The sequence below is a fragment of the Caulobacter sp. 10L414 genome (assembly GCF_056395525.1).
Genome location: NZ_JBFTJR010000009.1, coordinates 73734 through 87541 on the forward strand (window position 1 = coordinate 73734; position 13808 = coordinate 87541).

Below are 13808 nucleotides of genomic sequence, written 5' to 3' on the forward strand. Positions count from 1 at the left end.
CCGCTTCGGGGCAGGAGGGACGCAATGGCGGCGAGCTTGGACGTCAACGGCAAGACGGTGTCGGTGGAGGCCGAGCCGGACACGCCGCTCCTGTGGGTGCTGCGCGACGAGCTGGGCCTGACCGGCACGAAGTTCGGCTGCGGCCTGGCCCAGTGCGGGGCCTGCACGGTGCATGTGAACGGCGACCCGGTGCGCTCTTGCGTCACCCCGATCGCGGCGCTGTCGGGCGCGAAGATCACCACCATCGAGGGCCTGGGCGGCGCCCATCCGCTGCAGCAGGCCTGGGTCAGGCTGGACGTGCCCCAGTGCGGCTACTGCCAGTCGGGCCAGATCATGTCGGCCGCCGCCCTGCTGGCGGCGACCAAGGCGCCCAGCGACGAGGACATCGACGCGGCCATGGGCGGCAACATCTGTCGCTGCGGCGCCTATCAGCGGATCCGGGCGGCGATCAAGGAGGCCGCGACCAGCGCCGCCGCCCCCGTGGTCGCCGCGCCGCCGGTCGCCAAGGAGGCCGAGGTCGAGGCGGCCGTCGACGAGGCGATCTCGGCGGCTTCGGGCGCGACCTCGCGGGTGCAGCGCGGAGAGGTGCGATGAACGCGCCCCTGAACAGGCAGGGCCTCAGCCGCCGCGAGGTGGTCGTCGGGGCCGTGATGGTCGGCGGGGCGCTGACGGTGGGCTGCTCGCCCGCCGACCTGATGAGCGCCGGCTCCAAGGTCGAGGTCGGGGCGTTCGGCCCGTTCATCCGCTTCGAGCCCGACGGCTTCGTCACGGTGATCTCCAAGCACATCGAGTTCGGCCAGGGCAGCCACGCGGGCCTGGCGGCGATCGTCGCCGAGGAACTGGACGCCGACTGGACCAAGGTGCGGGTCGAGCAGTCGCCGGCCAACGCCAAGCTCTACGGCAACGGCGCCCTGGGCGCGCAGCTGACCGGCGGCAGCTCGGCGATCTCCAACAGCTGGGAGCAGCTGCGCAAGGCCGGCGCCGGGGCGCGGGCGATGTTCATCGAGGCCGCCGCCAACCGCTGGAACGTCCCGGCCGGCGAGGTGGTGGTCAAGGACGGGGTGCTGACCCACGCCTCGGGCAAGACCGCCGCCTTCGCCGACCTGATGGCCGACGCCGCCAAGGTGACGCCGCCGGAGGACCCGCCGCTGAAGGACCCCAGGTCCTTCACCCTGATCGGCACCGACCGCGTGCGCCGCAAGGACGCGCAGGCCAAGAGCGACGGGACGGCCCGCTACACCCAGGACGTCCGCCTGCCCGACATGCTGACGGCCATGGTCGCCCATGCGCCCAGGTTCGGGGGCAAGGTCGAGAGCTTCGACGCCGACGCGGCCCGGAAGGTCGCCGGCGTGGTCGACGTGTTCGAGATCCCCACCGGCGTAGCGGTGGTGGCCAGGTCCACCTGGGCCGCGCGCCTGGGCCGCGAGGCGCTGCAGGTGCGCTGGGACGAGGCCAAGGCCGAGAAGCGCGGCTCGGCGCAGATCGCCGCGGCGTTCCGGGACCTGGCGACCGGCAAGGGCCCGACCGACCAGAAGTGGGAGTCGTTCGGCGCCAAGGGCGACGCGGCCCAGGCGGCCGGAGGATCGGACGCCTTCGAGGCGGTCTACGAGTTTCCCTACCTGGCCCACGCCACGATGGAGCCGATGAACTGCGTGGCGATCGTCGACGGCGGTTCGGTCAGGCTGGTGCACGGCTCGCAGGGCCAGACGCTGGACCAGCTGAACGCGGCCAAGATCGTCGGCGCCCTGCCGGGCTCGGTCGAGGTCGAGACCCTGTTCGCGGGCGGCTCGTTCGGGCGACGGGCGACCTTCACCTCCGACTACGTGGCCGAGTGCGTGCACGTGGCCAAGAAGGTGGGGGGCGGCAAGCCGGTGAAGCTGGTCTGGACCCGCGAGGACGACATGCGCGCCGGCCACTATCGGCCGCTGGTGGCGCACGCCGTGCGCGTGACGCTGGACAAGGACGGCATGCCGGCGACCTGGCGCCATCGCATCGTCAGCCAGTCGATCATGAAGGACTCGCCGATGCCCTCGAAGGGCGTCGATCAGACCGCCGTCGAGGGGGCGATGGATTCGCCCTATCTGAAGGCGACGCCCGTGGTGGACGCCCAGGTCGCCTTCCCGGAGGTCGGCGTGCCGGTGCTGTGGTGGCGCTCGGTGGGGGCCACCCACACCGCCTTCGTCATGGAGCACACGATCGACCAGCTGGCCCGCAAGGCCGGCAAGGATCCGGTCGAGTACCGCCGGGCGCTCTACGCCAAGGCCGGGGCTGACCGGCACCTGGCGGCGCTGGACCTGGCGGTCGAGAAGGCCGGGCCGACGGCCTCGGCCGGCTGGACGCGCGGGGTGGCGGTGCACGAGAGCTTCGGCTCGGTGGTGGCCCAGGTCGCCGAGGTCAGGCTGGTCGAGGGCGCGCCCCAGGTCGGCCGGGTGGTCACCGCCGTCGACTGCGGCGTGGCCGTCTCGCCCGACCAGATCGCCGCCCAGATGGAGGGCGGGACCTGCTATGGCCTGTCGGCGGCGCTGTATGGCGAGATCACCCTGACCGACGGCGCGGTCGACCAGAGCAATTTCGACACCTATCGGGTGCTGCGGATCGGCGAGGCGCCGAGCGTGGAGACCAACATCGTGCCATCGGCCGCGCCGCCCAGCGGGGTGGGCGAGCCGGGCACGCCGGTGATCGCCCCGGCCGTCGCCAACGCGCTGCTGGCGCTGTCGGGCCAGTCGACGACGAGGCTGCCGTTCGTCCGATCTGTCTGAACGTTAACCTTGGCGCGACCGGAATTGACGCCGGACCGCTGGACGAGAGGCTGTGCTAGGACCATCTTAGCGCCATGGTCGAGCCTGCCGACAGCCTTGGTTTCGAGAAACTCACGCCGCGTGAGCGCGAGATCCTGCGCCTGATCGCCCAGCATCAGCGCTCGAAGGAAATCGCGCGCCTGCTCAGCCTGTCGCCCAAGACCGTCGAGATGCACGTCCTCAGCGCCCGGCGCCGCCTGGCCGGCATGCCGCGCCGCGACGCCGCCCTGGCCTTCGTGGCCTGGGAGCAGGCCCCCGGTAATTGGGACCCCGGTAATGACTACCGTAGGCAATCGCCAGACCTAGCCGTCCAGCCCGAGCCGGTCTCTCCTGACTTCAACAGCGGGAGCGGCCATGGCCATGAACGACAACTCACCCAAGACCAGGCCTTCGGGCACGCCTCCCGGCTCGGCGTTCTTCATCGCGAGCTGGAAGTCGTTGGAAGAGGGCCTCACCCTGATGGCGGGCACGCCGGAGCGGGAGCGCCTGGTGCCGGAGACGGTTTCGGCGCTGCGCAAGGCGCAGGCGGCTGGCGATCCTCCTTCGAAGCTGCTGCTGCGGGTTCTCGCGGCGACGGCGTTCCTGTCGGACGACAGTCCGATCCGGTCCGAACGCGGGGAGGTTGGCGCCATGACCTGACTCCCGCCCAATGGATGGGCCTGATCCTGGTTTCAGCCCTGGCGGCCGGCGTGCTGCTCAGCGTGGTGACCATGGGCGCCCATGAATTCCTCTTCGCCCTTCAGCGGTTCCGCGAGGGCTGGAGCACTCCGCCGGCGCACTGACCGGCAAAACCAAGTTCCGAACAATTCATCGCCTTGAACGTGCGGGGGGCTCCCGCGCGAGTGGGAGAGTCTTGCATGAAACGCAGCGACGCGGCCCGTGCTGGGGCCGAGAAACTCAAGCGCGCCGAAGCCGCCATCGATGCGGCCCTGCGCGAAACCGCCGAGCTGGTGGGCCTGCTGCCCTCCCTGCGGCTCGATGCGCAGCTGTCGGCCGTGATCGGCCAGGAAGCGATCGAGACCCTCGGCGACACCCTGACCCATATCCTTTCCGCCCGTCGGACGATCGTGAAGGCGCACGGCGACCTCGCCGAGGTTCGCACCCAGATCGGCTGCGGCGCTCTGGCCATCGGCGACATGGGCAAGTCCGCGGACGGCGATACGCCGCGCACCTTCGGTCTGCACGCCGTCGACGGCGGCCGCGCCGCCTAGTCCGCGGCGCCCCTCTTACCTGGAGCCAATCCATGACCGCCGTTCTCGCCGCGCTTCAGCCGGCGATTGATGAAGCCGCCGAGTTCGGCCGCTGTCTGCGTGACCTCTGTCCCGTCCAGAAACGGGTGCTGACCGCGCTGATGCACCGGCTGATCGCGATGGAGGAGGCCAACGACGCCGAAGGCGCGCTGGTCGTGATCGACGAGGTGCGACGCATCCTCGGCGAAGGGCGGCTGACGCACCACTGAAGCGCGCTCGTCCCTGAAGTGAGCACGGGCCCGGATCACGCTTGATCCGGGCCCGACTTGCGTCATGTTGCCCCCGCGAGTCGCGGGGCCCCTCCTTTGATACAAGCCTTGATTTCCTTCGGCGTGGCGATCCTCGTCTGCGGCCTGGCCATACGTTTCGGCGACAAGCCCGAGCGCCGCGTGGGCGTCATCACGCTGAGCGGCTGGATCATCTCGCTGATCGTCTTCCGCAACAGCGCGCGCTTCGCCGACATCGGCCTGATGCTGGTCGACGGCGTGGTGGCGGCGCTGTTCGTCTGGGTCTCGCTGTCGTCGCGCCGACTGTGGACCGTGGTCATCGCGGCGTTCCAGATGCTGGGCGTGGCCTCGCACCTGGCGACGGTCATCGACCATCGCGTGACCATCAACACTTACAAGCTGAGCCTGGCCGTCTGGAGCTACGGCATCCTGCTGGTGCTGGCCGTGGCGGTCTGGCGCAGCTGGCGCGAGCGGCGCCGGGGCGAGGGCGTCTAGGGCGCCAGGTCTTCGCGCCGGTCGACGTCGAACAGCACGCCGGGCGCGTCGGTCTCGACCACGGCCACGGGGCGCGCGCTCATCAGCCCCTGGGCGCCGCGATCGCCGCCCAGCGCCGCCAGGGCCGCAAAGCACGCGCGCGAGAACAGCACCGGATGGCCGCGCCGGCCGGCGTGGACCGGCGCGACGATCTCGGCGCCCTGGGCCAGCCCCGCAGCCAGGTCGCCGGCCAGTCCGGCCGGGATGTCGGGCATGTCGCCCAGGAACACGAACACGCCGTCGCTGGCCGGATCGAGGGCCCTCACGCCCTGCCGCAGCGAGGCGCCTAGGCCCTCGACGGCGTCGGACGCGACCAGCGCGCGCAGACGCTCGCCGGCGCGGGCCGCCACCAGGTCGGCCACCGCCGCGTCGCCGGGGCGGATCATCGCCGTGACCCGCCAGGCCGGAGCCGCCAGGGCCGCGTCCAGGGCGTGGTCCAGCAGCGGCCGGCCACGATAGGCGGCGAGCAGCTTGCCGCCGCCGAAGCGCGTTCCCGCGCCGGCCGCCAGGACAATGGCCTCCAGTCGCATGCGATCCCTTTCCGCGACGTCTTCGGAGGCCTATTCTATGGCGGATATGACGTCCCCTGACGACAGCCCCCGACTGATCGACGGCTTTGGCCGCGCGGTGACCTATCTGCGGGTGTCGGTGACCGACCGCTGCGACCTGCGCTGCGTCTACTGCATGGCCGAGCACATGACCTTCCTGCCGAAGGCGGAGGTGCTGACGCTGGAGGAGCTGGACCGCCTGGCCTCGACCTTCGTGGGCCTGGGCGTGCGCAAGCTGCGGCTGACCGGCGGCGAGCCCCTGGTGCGCAAGGGGATCATGGAGCTGGTCGAGAACCTCTCGCGGCACCTGAAGACCGGCGCCCTGGACGAGCTGACCCTGACCACCAACGGCACCCAGCTGGCCCAGCACGCCGATCGGCTGGCGGCGGCGGGGGTGAAGCGGATCAACGTCTCGCTCGACACCCTCAAGCCCGACCTCTTCCGGCGGCTGACGCGCGGCGGCGACGTGGCCAAGGTGATCGGCGGCGTCGACGCAGCCCTGGCGGCCGGGATCCAGGTCAAGATCAACGCCGTGGCGCTGAAGCGCGACAACGCCGCCGAGCTGCCCGGCCTGATCCAGTGGGCCCATGCGCGCGGCTGCGACATGACCCTGATCGAGACCATGCCGCTGGGCGAGATCGACGAGGACCGCACCGACCAGTTCCTGTCGCTGCGCGACGTGCGGCGCGAGCTGTCCTCGTACTGGACGCTGACGGACCTGGCCTACGCCACCGGCGGTCCGGCCCGCTACGCCAAGGTCGAGGAGACCGGCGGTCGCCTGGGCTTCATCACGCCGCTCAGCCACAATTTCTGCGAGGCCTGCAACCGCGTGCGGCTGACCTGCACCGGCACCCTGCACACCTGCCTTGGCCGCGACGACGCCAGCGACCTGCGGGCCGTGCTGCGCGGCGGGGCGACCGACGGCGAGCTGGTGGCGGCGATCCACGCGGCCATCGGGTCCAAGCCCAAGGGCCACGACTTCCAGGTCGACGCGCCCCGTCCGGCGGTGGCCCGCCACATGTCGACGACCGGAGGCTAGGGATGGCCCGCGTACTGCTGTTCGGACGCCTGGCCGACCAGGCCGGCTGGCGCGAGCGCGAGGTCGCGGCGGACAGCCTGGCGGCCCTGCGCGCCCGCATCGCCAATGACGACGCCGAACTGGCCGAGGCGCTGGCCGGTCCCGGCGTGCAGGTGGCCGTCGACAAGGCCCTGGCGCGGGGCGAAGCGGTCCTCACCGCCGCAACCGAGGTCGCCTTCCTGCCGCCGATGAGCGGCGGATGATCACCCTGACCGAGGCGCCGTTCGAGCCCGGCGCGCTGCTGACGGCCTTCTGCGCCGGCCGCGACGAGACCGGCGCGGTGGCCAGCTTCGTCGGCCTGGCCCGCGCCGAGGGCGGGCAGGCCTCGATCCTAGAGCTGGAGGCTTATCCGGGCTTCACCGAAAGCGCGATCGCGGCCTTTGCGAAGGGCGCCGCCGCGCGGTTCGACCTGCAGGACTGGCGGATCGTCCATCGCGTCGGAAAGATCGCGCCGGGCGAGGCGGTGGTGTTCGTGGCGACGGCGTCGAGGCATCGCCGGGCCGCCCTGGAGGCGTGCGATTTCCTGATGGACTGGCTCAAGAGCCGGGCGCCGTTCTGGAAGAAGGAGCACGGGCCGGACGGCGCACGCTGGATCGAGCCGACGGCGCAGGATAGGACCGACGCTCAGCGTTGGGATTGAGCCAAAGCGCGACAGCCGAAAGTGTCAGCGGTTTCGGCGCCCGTCGCGCGACAAGCAAAGAAATGGAGAAGCGGATGTCTGCAGGCCTCACCCCGGGCGGCGGGATCAAGCCGGAGCTTCCGTTCAAGCCGGTGCGGGTGGCGATCCTGACGGTGTCCGACACCCGTGACGAGGCCACCGACACCTCGGGCCAGATCCTGATCGAGCGTGTCGAGGCCGCCGGCCACGTCTTCGCCGGCCGGGCTGTGGTGCGCGACGACATCGACAAGATCCGCTCGACCGTGCGCGGCTGGATCGACAGCGGCCAGGTGGATGCGGTGGTCAGCACCGGCGGCACCGGCCTGACCGGCCGCGACGTCACCGTCGAGGCGCTGCAGCCGCTGTTCGACAAGGTGATCGACGGTTTCGCGGTGGTGTTCCACCTCGTCTCCTACGCCACGGTGGGCCTGTCGACGCTGCAGTCGCGGGCCACGGCCGGGATCATCGACGGGGTGTTCGTGTTCTGCCTGCCGGGCTCGAACGGCGCGGTGAAGGACGGCTGGGACAAGGTGATCGCCGCCCAGCTCGACAGCCGCCACAAGCCCTGCAACATGGTCGAGCTGATGCCGAGGCTCCTGGAAAAGTGAGCAAGCTGACCCACATCGACGACCAGGGCCGCGCCCGCATGGTCGACGTCTCCGACAAGCCCGCGACGGCGCGCGAGGCGGTGGCGGAAGGCTTCGTGCGCATGGCGCCTGAGACCCTGGCCCTGGCCGTCTCCGGAACCGGCCGCAAGGGCGACGTGCGCGCCGTGGCCGAGCTGGCCGGGGTGATGGCCGCCAAGAAGACCTCCGACCTGATCCCGCTGTGCCATCCGCTGGCCCTGTCCAAGGTGGTGGTCGAGGTCGAGCCGGCCGACGGCGGACTGTCGGTGACCGCGCGGGTCAAGACCACCGGCCCGACCGGCGTGGAGATGGAGGCCCTGACCGCCGTCTCTGTGGCGTGCCTGACGATTTACGACATGCTGAAGGCCGCCGAGAAGGGCATGGTCATCGAGGCCGTACGGCTTCTGGAGAAGACGGGCGGCAAGTCGGGGGACTGGAGCGCCTGATTCTTCTCCCGCAATGGGAGAGGGGTTAGAGCGCGACTTCAGCCCGCCGCTCCAGCGCCGGCTGCCCGCTGCGGGTGGCGATGATCTCGCCGATCACGGCCACGGCCACCTCGAACGGCGCCTTGCCGCCCAGGTCCAGGCCGATGGGCGCGCGCAGCTTGGCCAGATCCCTTTCCGTCAGGCCGTCGGCCTTCAGCGCCAGGAGCCGCTCCGACAGCCGCCGCCGCGCGCCCAGCAGGCCGACATAGGGCGCCGGCGAGGGCAGGGCGGCCAGCAGGGCCTCGTGGTCCAGCGCCATGTCATGGCTGCACACCGCCACGGCGGTCCAGGCGTCGAGCCCGGCGGCGGCCAGGGCCGGGCCGGGCGCCTCGCGGCTGTAGCGCACGCCCGGCAGCGGCGGGGCGGCCATCGGACCCTTGGGGCGCACCAGGGTGGTCTCGAACCCGGCCTGGACACCCAGGCTGGCCAGGGCCAGGGCGGTCGGATCGCCGCCCATCACCACCAGGCGCGGGACGGGATCGAAACTGCGGACGAACACGCCCGGCCAGGGAACCGGCGTCGCGCCGACCGGCGCGCAGACCCGCCTCGTTCCGTCGGTGAACCACAGGGCCGGGCGTCTTTTGCGGGCGTGAGTCAAAAGGTCGCGTACTGAGCCGTCGTCGGCGTTAAGGCGTTCGACCAGGATCTCGATGCGGGCGCCGCACAGCAGGCGGATGTCCGGCCAGGGGCTGCCCTCGCCATAGACGAGACGCTTGGGAGCCCCCGTCTCCAGCACCTCCCGCGCATGCAGTTCGACGTCGCCCTCGATGCAGCCGCCCGACAGGAAGCCGGCCACGAAGCCTTGCGCGAACACCATTTGCGTGCCGACCGGGCGCGGGCCGCCGCCCTCCAGGGCGACGATGGTGGCCAGGGCCGCGGGGCCTTGGGCGAGAGCCTGTTCGAGGGCGGGCCGCATGTCGTCGGCCAGGCCGTGCATGGGCCATTCGGGGCCGGAAACGGCGGCGGGATCGGTAAGGTCCATCGGCCCGATCTTAACCCCTCGGCAAGGTTCCAGAAACGCCTTCTTCAAACCTTGGCGCGTAGGCTCTCCGACATTGGTGCTTCATCCGACGCGGAAGTTCATGTCGCTCACCGTCTCCAAGCTCGGTCTTGCCGCCGCCCAGTTCGGACTGGACGGTATGAACGCGTCGCCGCGTTCGCGCTCTCCCGAGGTCGAGGCTCGCGACATCCTCAGCATCGCCGCCCGCGCCCGCCTGTCGGTGCTGGACGTCTCGGGCGTCTACGGCCGCTCGGAATCCGTGCTCGGCGACCTGATCCCGCGCCCGGTCTCGTGCCGGGTGACCCTGGCGGCCGCCCGCGCCGACCGCGGTCCCGACTTCGTCGAGGCCGAGGCCCGCGCCTCGCTGCGCCGCCTGGGTCTGGAGCGCGCCGACACCATCGTCGTTCAATCGCCGTCGGAACTGTTCGGCGCCCATGGCCCGGCCATGTGGGACCGCCTGCACCGCCTGCGCGAGCAGGGCCTGTTCCGCAACATCGGCATTTCCGCCCACGCCACCGACGATCCGGTCGGCGTGGCGCGCCGCTTCAAGCCCGACATCATCCAGGCGCCCGCCAGCCTGCTCGACCAGCGCCTGCTGGCCGACGGCTCGCTGCAACGCATCGCCGGCATGGGCGTCGAGGTGCAGCTGCGCTCGATCTTCCTCAACGGCCTGCTGTTCCTGCCGCCCGACCGCGTGCCGGCCCAGCTGAAGGGGGCCTCGGGCCGCCTGTCGCGCGTGCGCCGCATGATCGCCGAGGGCCGCTCGGATCCGCTGCAGGCCGCTCTGGGCTTTGCTTTGTCGCGACCGGAGGCCTCGGCCGTGATCGTCGGGGTGACCTCGGCCGCCGAACTGTCGGCCGTCGTCGCCGCCGCCTCGAGCCCGCCGCCGGACCTGGACTGGGACGAGATGGCCATCGACGATCCGGTGGCGCTCGACCCGCGACGTTGGGTCGCCTAGCGGCGGACCCGACTCGAAGCTCAAGGTTCTAGAAAGAACCGATAAACGCCTCGAAGGGAGGCAACGCCATGATCCTCGCTGTCCTGCAGGCCCGCATGGGCTCCAGTCGTCTGCCCGGCAAGGCGATGGCCACCCTCCAGGGACAGCCGATGATCCTGCGCCAGCTGGAGCGCATCCGGCAGGCCGCCACCCTTTCCAAGATCATCGTCGCCACCAGCGACCAGCCGGCCGACGACGCGCTGGCCGGGTTCCTGGTCTCGCGCGGGGTCACCGTCCATCGCGGCGCCGGCGCCGACATCCTCGACCGCATCGCCCGCTGCGCCGAGGCCGCCGGTCCCGTCAGCCACATCGTGCGCCTGAAGGGCGACGCGCCGTTCGTCGATCCGGGCCTGATCGACCAGACCGTCAAGCTGGCGCTGAGCACGGGCGCCGACTACGCCTCCAACCGCGTCTACCGCACCTACCCGGCCGGCCTGGAGGTCGAGGTGATCTCGGCCCAGGCCCTGCGCACCGCGGCCGCCGAGGAGCGCGACCCGCTGGCCCGCATCTCGCCCACCGCCGCCATCCGCAACCAGCCCGGCCGCTTCCGCCACGCCCACCTGCGGGCCGTGCGCGACTGGAGCGCCCTGGACTGGCGCGTGAAGACCCCGGCGGATCTCGCCTTCGCCCGCTCGATCTACGACGCCCTCTACCCGGCCGATCCCGGCTTCCGCATGGGCGACGTGCTGGACCTGGTGGAGAGCAAGCAGGACCTGGGAAGGTTCGCGGCCTAGGGTTTTTGCACCTCTCCCAGAGGGAGAGGGAGGGGCCCAGGCGATAGCCTGGGAGGGTGAGGGGTTAAGGCCTCGCCGATTTCACACTTCAGATCAGGTGACGGGACCGCCGACGGCGTACGCCCTCACCCTCCCACGCCTGCGGCGCGGGCCCCTCCCTCTCCCCACGGGAGAGGTTTTATTTGGCCGGAAACCCGCCCGCGCGCGCCAGGGACGACGCGGGGGCCTTGCCCAGGCGCTGGCTGATGTCGCGGCCGATGGCGATCAGGGCGTCGAGGTCGTAGCCGGTCTCGAAACCGGCCCGCTGCAGCATGTAGACCAGATCCTCGGTGCCGATGTTGCCCGTCGCCGCCGGGGCGAAGGGGCAGCCGCCCAGGCCGCCGACCGAGGCGTCGAGCACGTCGACCCCGGCCTCGACGCTGGCGAAGGCGTTGGCCAGGCCGGTGTTGCGAGTGTCGTGGAAGTGCATGCGCAGGCGCGCGTCGGGCGCCGCGGCGCGGACGGCCTCGATGCGCTTGCGGACGGTCCACGGGTCGGCGACGCCGATGGTGTCGGCGATGGCGATCTCGGGCACGTTCATGGCGGCGGCCTCGCGGGCGATGGCGACCACCTGGTCTTGCGACACCTCGCCGTCGAACGGACAGCCGAAGGCCACCGAGATGGTGGCGGTGATCGGCGGGCCGCCGTCGATCGCCTGGCGCTCGACGATGGCGGCCAGCGTGTCGAGCTGCTGGTTGACCGTGGCGCCCTGGTTCTTCACGCCGAAGCCGTCCGAGGCGCAGACCACGACATTGGCCTCGTCGCAGCCGGTCGACACGCAGCGCTCCCAGCCGCGCATGTTGAGCACCAGGCCGATGCGCGAGCGCTTCGGGTCAGGGCCGCCCAGGGCGTCCATGATCTCCTCGGCGCCGGCCATCTGCGGCACGCGGTTGGGATTGACGAACGACACCACCTCGGTGCGGCGGGCGCCGGCGGCTTCCAGGCGGCGGATCAGGTTGAGCTTTTCCTCGACCGTCAGGATGGACTTCTCGTTCTGCAGGCCGTCGCGCGGACCGACCTCGACGATCTCGATGAAGCGGCTCATCGCGGGGCCTCCTCTTGCGCCGTAGCCGGGGCCTCGGCGCCGGTGACGGCGTCGGGGGTCTCGACGGCCTCGTGACGACGGGGCTCGCCGCGATAGATGCGCAGCACCTCGTCGTCGCCGTCGGAATAGTTCAGGCCCTTGATCTCGCCGGCCAGGCGGGGCGCGTGGCCCAGGGCGGCCAGGGCGGCGCGGAACTTCTCGTCCTCGCGGCCCTCGACCACGGCGGGACGGCCTTCGTCCACCGCGTCGGCCGCGCCGTCCGCATCGGTCAGCTGGGTGGTGGTGCCCAGCTGGAAGACCATGCTGGGCTCGGAATAGCCGGTCACCGCCACGGGGCCCGGAGCGCCGGCGCGGGGCGCCAGGTCGGCGCCTTCCAGCGCGCGGGCCAGGCGCTTGGACAGCCACAGCGAGTCGAGGCGCGGGGCCAGCAGGCCGGCCATGGTTCCGTGCGCCAGGATGCCCAGCACCCCGGCGGTGACCAGGGCCTTGGCGGCCTGCCTGCGCAGGATCAGCCAACCGCCGGCGATCGCGGCGGCCACGAACAGCAGGGCCGACAGGACGGCCAGCGGCAGGGCCGACGGCGCGGCATAGGTCTTCCAGGCCACGATGCAGACGGCCGCGAAGGCCACGCCGGCGATGGCCAGCAGGGCCGTGCCGACGATGCGCGAGACCAGGCCCAGGGGCGCGCGCAGGGCGGCGGCCATCAGCATGGCCAGCGCCCCGAACGAGGGCAGGGTGTAGTGGGCGAGCTTCGTCGGCAGGATCTCGAACATCAGCCAGGTCGGGATCAGCCAGCACAGCGCAAAGCGCACCCCCGGCTCCTTGCGGCCGGTCCAGGCCAGGACCAGGGCGGCGGGCAGCAGCAGGGTCACCGGGAACAGCAGCAGCGGCGAGAGCAGGGCGTAATAGCCGAACGGGCCGCTATGGCTCTCGTGGCCGCCGGCCAGCTTGGGGGCTAGGTCCCCGCCCACCGCTGCGCCCCAGAAGGCGCCGTCGGTGGCGATGGTGATCATGGTGGCCCAGGGCAGGACGATGGCGGCGAACAGGATCAGGCCCCAGCTCCAGCCCAGCTGTTTCAGCCAGCCGATCCTGCGGTCCCAGGCCCACAGGGCCAGGACGGCCAGGATGGCGACCAGCAGGCCGACGGGGCCCTTGATCAGGGCGGCCATGGCCATGCCGATCCAGAAGGCCAGCTTGGGCCCCTTGCCGGCCTTCTCGCCGGCCAGTCCGGCCGCGTAGATCCGCGCCAGGCCCGCCATGGCCAGGGTGGTGAAGCCGCACAGCGCCGCGTCGGTCTTGGCGATGAAGGCCTCGGTCGACAGCAGGAAGGTCGCGCCCAGGATCGCGCCCGACAGCAGGCTCTCGCGCGGGCCGAAGAAGGCCGCGGCCCCCCAGGCGCAGGCGGCGGCGGCCAGCATGGCGCCCAGCAGCGAGGGAATGCGATAGGCCCAGATGCCCCGGTCTTCCGGCGCGGAGACGGCCTCGACCGCCACGGCCTGCAGCCAGTGGATGCCGACGGGCTTCTTGTTGCGCGGCTGGTCCTGCAGCTTGATGTTCACATAGTCGCCCGTCTCCAGCATCTGGGCGGTGGCCTGGGCGAAGCGGGACTCGTCGCGGTCGAGCGGCGGCATGGCGAACAGGCCCGGCAGGCCCGCGATCAGCGCCACCAGGGCGGCGAACACCGGCGCGCGCCAGCCGCGTGACCAGGCGTCGAGACGGGATTCAAGAGTAGGGGCGGGGCTAGTGTTCGCGCTCATGCGTGCTGGAATAGCACGATCCTTTCATGGCG

The 13808-nt window shown here is 71.5% G+C and carries 18 protein-coding genes and 1 pseudogene; 15 read left to right on the plus strand and 4 right to left on the minus strand.

The features are described from left to right. Positions 1-24: 24 nt before the first annotated feature. The 8 genes and pseudogenes from AC1DCG_RS05145 to AC1DCG_RS05180 all read left to right on the plus strand — a co-directional run bounded on the left by AC1DCG_RS05145 (position 25) and on the right by AC1DCG_RS05180 (position 4770). On the plus strand, positions 25-594 hold the full coding sequence (locus AC1DCG_RS05145; RefSeq protein WP_477029259.1) for a (2Fe-2S)-binding protein: 570 nt from the start codon (positions 25-27) through the stop codon (positions 592-594). Beyond that, the gene (locus AC1DCG_RS05150) at positions 591-2759 is read left to right on the plus strand and encodes a xanthine dehydrogenase family protein molybdopterin-binding subunit (protein ID WP_477029260.1); all 2169 of its coding nucleotides are present in this window, start codon (positions 591-593) and stop codon (positions 2757-2759) included. The genes AC1DCG_RS05145 and AC1DCG_RS05150 overlap by 4 nt, the downstream gene beginning before the upstream one ends. 74 nt (positions 2760-2833) lie before the next feature. Further along, a pseudogene (locus tag AC1DCG_RS05155) lies at positions 2834-3010 on the plus strand (response regulator transcription factor); the annotation flags it as partial. A gap of 142 nt (positions 3011-3152) precedes the next feature. Beyond that, positions 3153-3437 carry a hypothetical protein gene (locus AC1DCG_RS05160; protein WP_240903567.1) on the plus strand — a complete coding sequence of 95 codons (285 nt, stop codon included), beginning with the start codon at positions 3153-3155 and terminating at the stop codon, positions 3435-3437. A gap of 14 nt (positions 3438-3451) precedes the next feature. Then, a complete protein-coding gene (locus tag AC1DCG_RS05165; RefSeq protein WP_276308897.1) occupies positions 3452-3580 on the plus strand; it encodes a hypothetical protein in 129 nt (42 codons plus the stop codon). Between the two features lie 75 nt (positions 3581-3655). Beyond that, complete coding sequence (locus AC1DCG_RS05170) at positions 3656-4009, plus strand: hypothetical protein (protein WP_165261247.1); 354 nt, start codon at positions 3656-3658, stop codon at positions 4007-4009. Positions 4010-4041: 32 nt separating this feature from the next. Continuing rightward, entirely contained in the window at positions 4042-4257 is a 216-nt protein-coding gene (locus tag AC1DCG_RS05175; RefSeq protein WP_101711290.1) for a hypothetical protein, read from the plus strand. Between the two features lie 108 nt (positions 4258-4365). Next, entirely contained in the window at positions 4366-4770 is a 405-nt protein-coding gene (locus AC1DCG_RS05180; protein WP_477029261.1) for a hypothetical protein, read from the plus strand. Here AC1DCG_RS05180 and AC1DCG_RS05185 read toward each other — a convergent pair. Next, complete coding sequence (locus AC1DCG_RS05185; RefSeq protein WP_477029262.1) at positions 4767-5339, minus strand: nucleotidyltransferase family protein; 573 nt, start codon at positions 5337-5339, stop codon at positions 4767-4769. The genes AC1DCG_RS05180 and AC1DCG_RS05185 overlap by 4 nt on opposite strands. Here AC1DCG_RS05185 and moaA point away from each other — a divergent pair. The 5 genes from moaA (at position 5338) to moaC (ending at position 8165) form a co-directional block, all read left to right on the plus strand. Then, positions 5338-6396: a GTP 3',8-cyclase MoaA gene (gene moaA, locus AC1DCG_RS05190; protein ID WP_477029263.1), complete on the plus strand. Its 1059-nt coding sequence runs from the start codon at positions 5338-5340 to the stop codon at positions 6394-6396. The genes AC1DCG_RS05185 and moaA overlap by 2 nt on opposite strands. Positions 6397-6398: 2 nt before the next feature. After that, complete coding sequence (locus AC1DCG_RS05195) at positions 6399-6638, plus strand: MoaD/ThiS family protein (protein WP_477029264.1); 240 nt, start codon at positions 6399-6401, stop codon at positions 6636-6638. Beyond that, positions 6635-7075, plus strand: coding sequence for a molybdenum cofactor biosynthesis protein MoaE (locus tag AC1DCG_RS05200; RefSeq protein ID WP_477029265.1), 441 nt, complete (start codon positions 6635-6637; stop codon positions 7073-7075). The genes AC1DCG_RS05195 and AC1DCG_RS05200 overlap by 4 nt, the downstream gene beginning before the upstream one ends. A 74-nt stretch (positions 7076-7149) precedes the next feature. Continuing rightward, positions 7150-7701 (plus strand): molybdenum cofactor biosynthesis protein B, encoded by a 552-nt coding sequence (moaB, locus tag AC1DCG_RS05205; protein ID WP_477029266.1) that lies wholly within the window; start codon positions 7150-7152, stop codon positions 7699-7701. Continuing rightward, positions 7698-8165, plus strand: coding sequence for a cyclic pyranopterin monophosphate synthase MoaC (gene moaC, locus AC1DCG_RS05210; RefSeq protein WP_477029267.1), 468 nt, complete (start codon positions 7698-7700; stop codon positions 8163-8165). The genes moaB and moaC overlap by 4 nt, the downstream gene beginning before the upstream one ends. 25 nt (positions 8166-8190) lie before the next feature. Here moaC and AC1DCG_RS05215 read toward each other — a convergent pair whose 3' ends face one another. Further along, complete coding sequence (locus tag AC1DCG_RS05215) at positions 8191-9186, minus strand: XdhC family protein (protein ID WP_477029268.1); 996 nt, start codon at positions 9184-9186, stop codon at positions 8191-8193. 100 nt (positions 9187-9286) lie between these two features. Between AC1DCG_RS05215 and AC1DCG_RS05220 the strand changes: the two genes are divergently transcribed. Both AC1DCG_RS05220 and AC1DCG_RS05225 read left to right on the plus strand, forming a co-directional pair. Then, positions 9287-10162 (plus strand): bifunctional regulator KidO, encoded by an 876-nt coding sequence (locus AC1DCG_RS05220; RefSeq protein WP_165261229.1) that lies wholly within the window; start codon positions 9287-9289, stop codon positions 10160-10162. Between the two features lie 68 nt (positions 10163-10230). Beyond that, complete coding sequence (locus AC1DCG_RS05225; RefSeq protein WP_477029269.1) at positions 10231-10935, plus strand: glycosyltransferase family protein; 705 nt, start codon at positions 10231-10233, stop codon at positions 10933-10935. A 178-nt stretch (positions 10936-11113) separates the two neighbouring features. On the opposite strand, the gene AC1DCG_RS05230 is transcribed toward AC1DCG_RS05225, so the two are convergent. Further along, positions 11114-12019 (minus strand): hydroxymethylglutaryl-CoA lyase, encoded by a 906-nt coding sequence (locus AC1DCG_RS05230; protein WP_477029270.1) that lies wholly within the window; start codon positions 12017-12019, stop codon positions 11114-11116. Further along, positions 12016-13776 carry an ArnT family glycosyltransferase gene (locus tag AC1DCG_RS05235; RefSeq protein WP_477029271.1) on the minus strand — a complete coding sequence of 587 codons (1761 nt, stop codon included), beginning with the start codon at positions 13774-13776 and terminating at the stop codon, positions 12016-12018. Before AC1DCG_RS05235 ends, AC1DCG_RS05230 begins: the two co-directional genes overlap by 4 nt. Positions 13777-13808: the final 32 nt, after the last annotated feature.

What these genes read in the sequence shown, in the direction of transcription:
- AC1DCG_RS05225 (WP_477029269.1), top strand. Translation starts at nt 10,231, where the DNA reads ATGATCCTCGCTGTCCTGCAGGCCCGCATGGGCTCCAGTCGTCTGCCC.
- AC1DCG_RS05160 (WP_240903567.1), top strand. Translation starts at nt 3,153, where the DNA reads ATGGCCATGAACGACAACTCACCCAAGACCAGGCCTTCGGGCACGCCT.
- AC1DCG_RS05200 (WP_477029265.1), top strand. Translation starts at nt 6,635, where the DNA reads ATGATCACCCTGACCGAGGCGCCGTTCGAGCCCGGCGCGCTGCTGACG.
- AC1DCG_RS05230 (WP_477029270.1), bottom strand. Translation starts at nt 12,019, where the DNA reads ATGAGCCGCTTCATCGAGATCGTCGAGGTCGGTCCGCGCGACGGCCTG.
- AC1DCG_RS05170 (WP_165261247.1), top strand. Translation starts at nt 3,656, where the DNA reads ATGAAACGCAGCGACGCGGCCCGTGCTGGGGCCGAGAAACTCAAGCGC.
- AC1DCG_RS05195 (WP_477029264.1), top strand. Translation starts at nt 6,399, where the DNA reads ATGGCCCGCGTACTGCTGTTCGGACGCCTGGCCGACCAGGCCGGCTGG.
- AC1DCG_RS05220 (WP_165261229.1), top strand. Translation starts at nt 9,287, where the DNA reads ATGTCGCTCACCGTCTCCAAGCTCGGTCTTGCCGCCGCCCAGTTCGGA.
- AC1DCG_RS05150 (WP_477029260.1), top strand. Translation starts at nt 591, where the DNA reads ATGAACGCGCCCCTGAACAGGCAGGGCCTCAGCCGCCGCGAGGTGGTC.
- AC1DCG_RS05215 (WP_477029268.1), bottom strand. Translation starts at nt 9,186, where the DNA reads ATGGACCTTACCGATCCCGCCGCCGTTTCCGGCCCCGAATGGCCCATG.
- AC1DCG_RS05165 (WP_276308897.1), top strand. Translation starts at nt 3,452, where the DNA reads ATGGGCCTGATCCTGGTTTCAGCCCTGGCGGCCGGCGTGCTGCTCAGC.
- moaA (WP_477029263.1), top strand. Translation starts at nt 5,338, where the DNA reads ATGCGATCCCTTTCCGCGACGTCTTCGGAGGCCTATTCTATGGCGGAT.
- AC1DCG_RS05175 (WP_101711290.1), top strand. Translation starts at nt 4,042, where the DNA reads ATGACCGCCGTTCTCGCCGCGCTTCAGCCGGCGATTGATGAAGCCGCC.
- AC1DCG_RS05235 (WP_477029271.1), bottom strand. Translation starts at nt 13,776, where the DNA reads ATGAGCGCGAACACTAGCCCCGCCCCTACTCTTGAATCCCGTCTCGAC.
- moaB (WP_477029266.1), top strand. Translation starts at nt 7,150, where the DNA reads ATGTCTGCAGGCCTCACCCCGGGCGGCGGGATCAAGCCGGAGCTTCCG.
- AC1DCG_RS05185 (WP_477029262.1), bottom strand. Translation starts at nt 5,339, where the DNA reads ATGCGACTGGAGGCCATTGTCCTGGCGGCCGGCGCGGGAACGCGCTTC.
- AC1DCG_RS05145 (WP_477029259.1), top strand. Translation starts at nt 25, where the DNA reads ATGGCGGCGAGCTTGGACGTCAACGGCAAGACGGTGTCGGTGGAGGCC.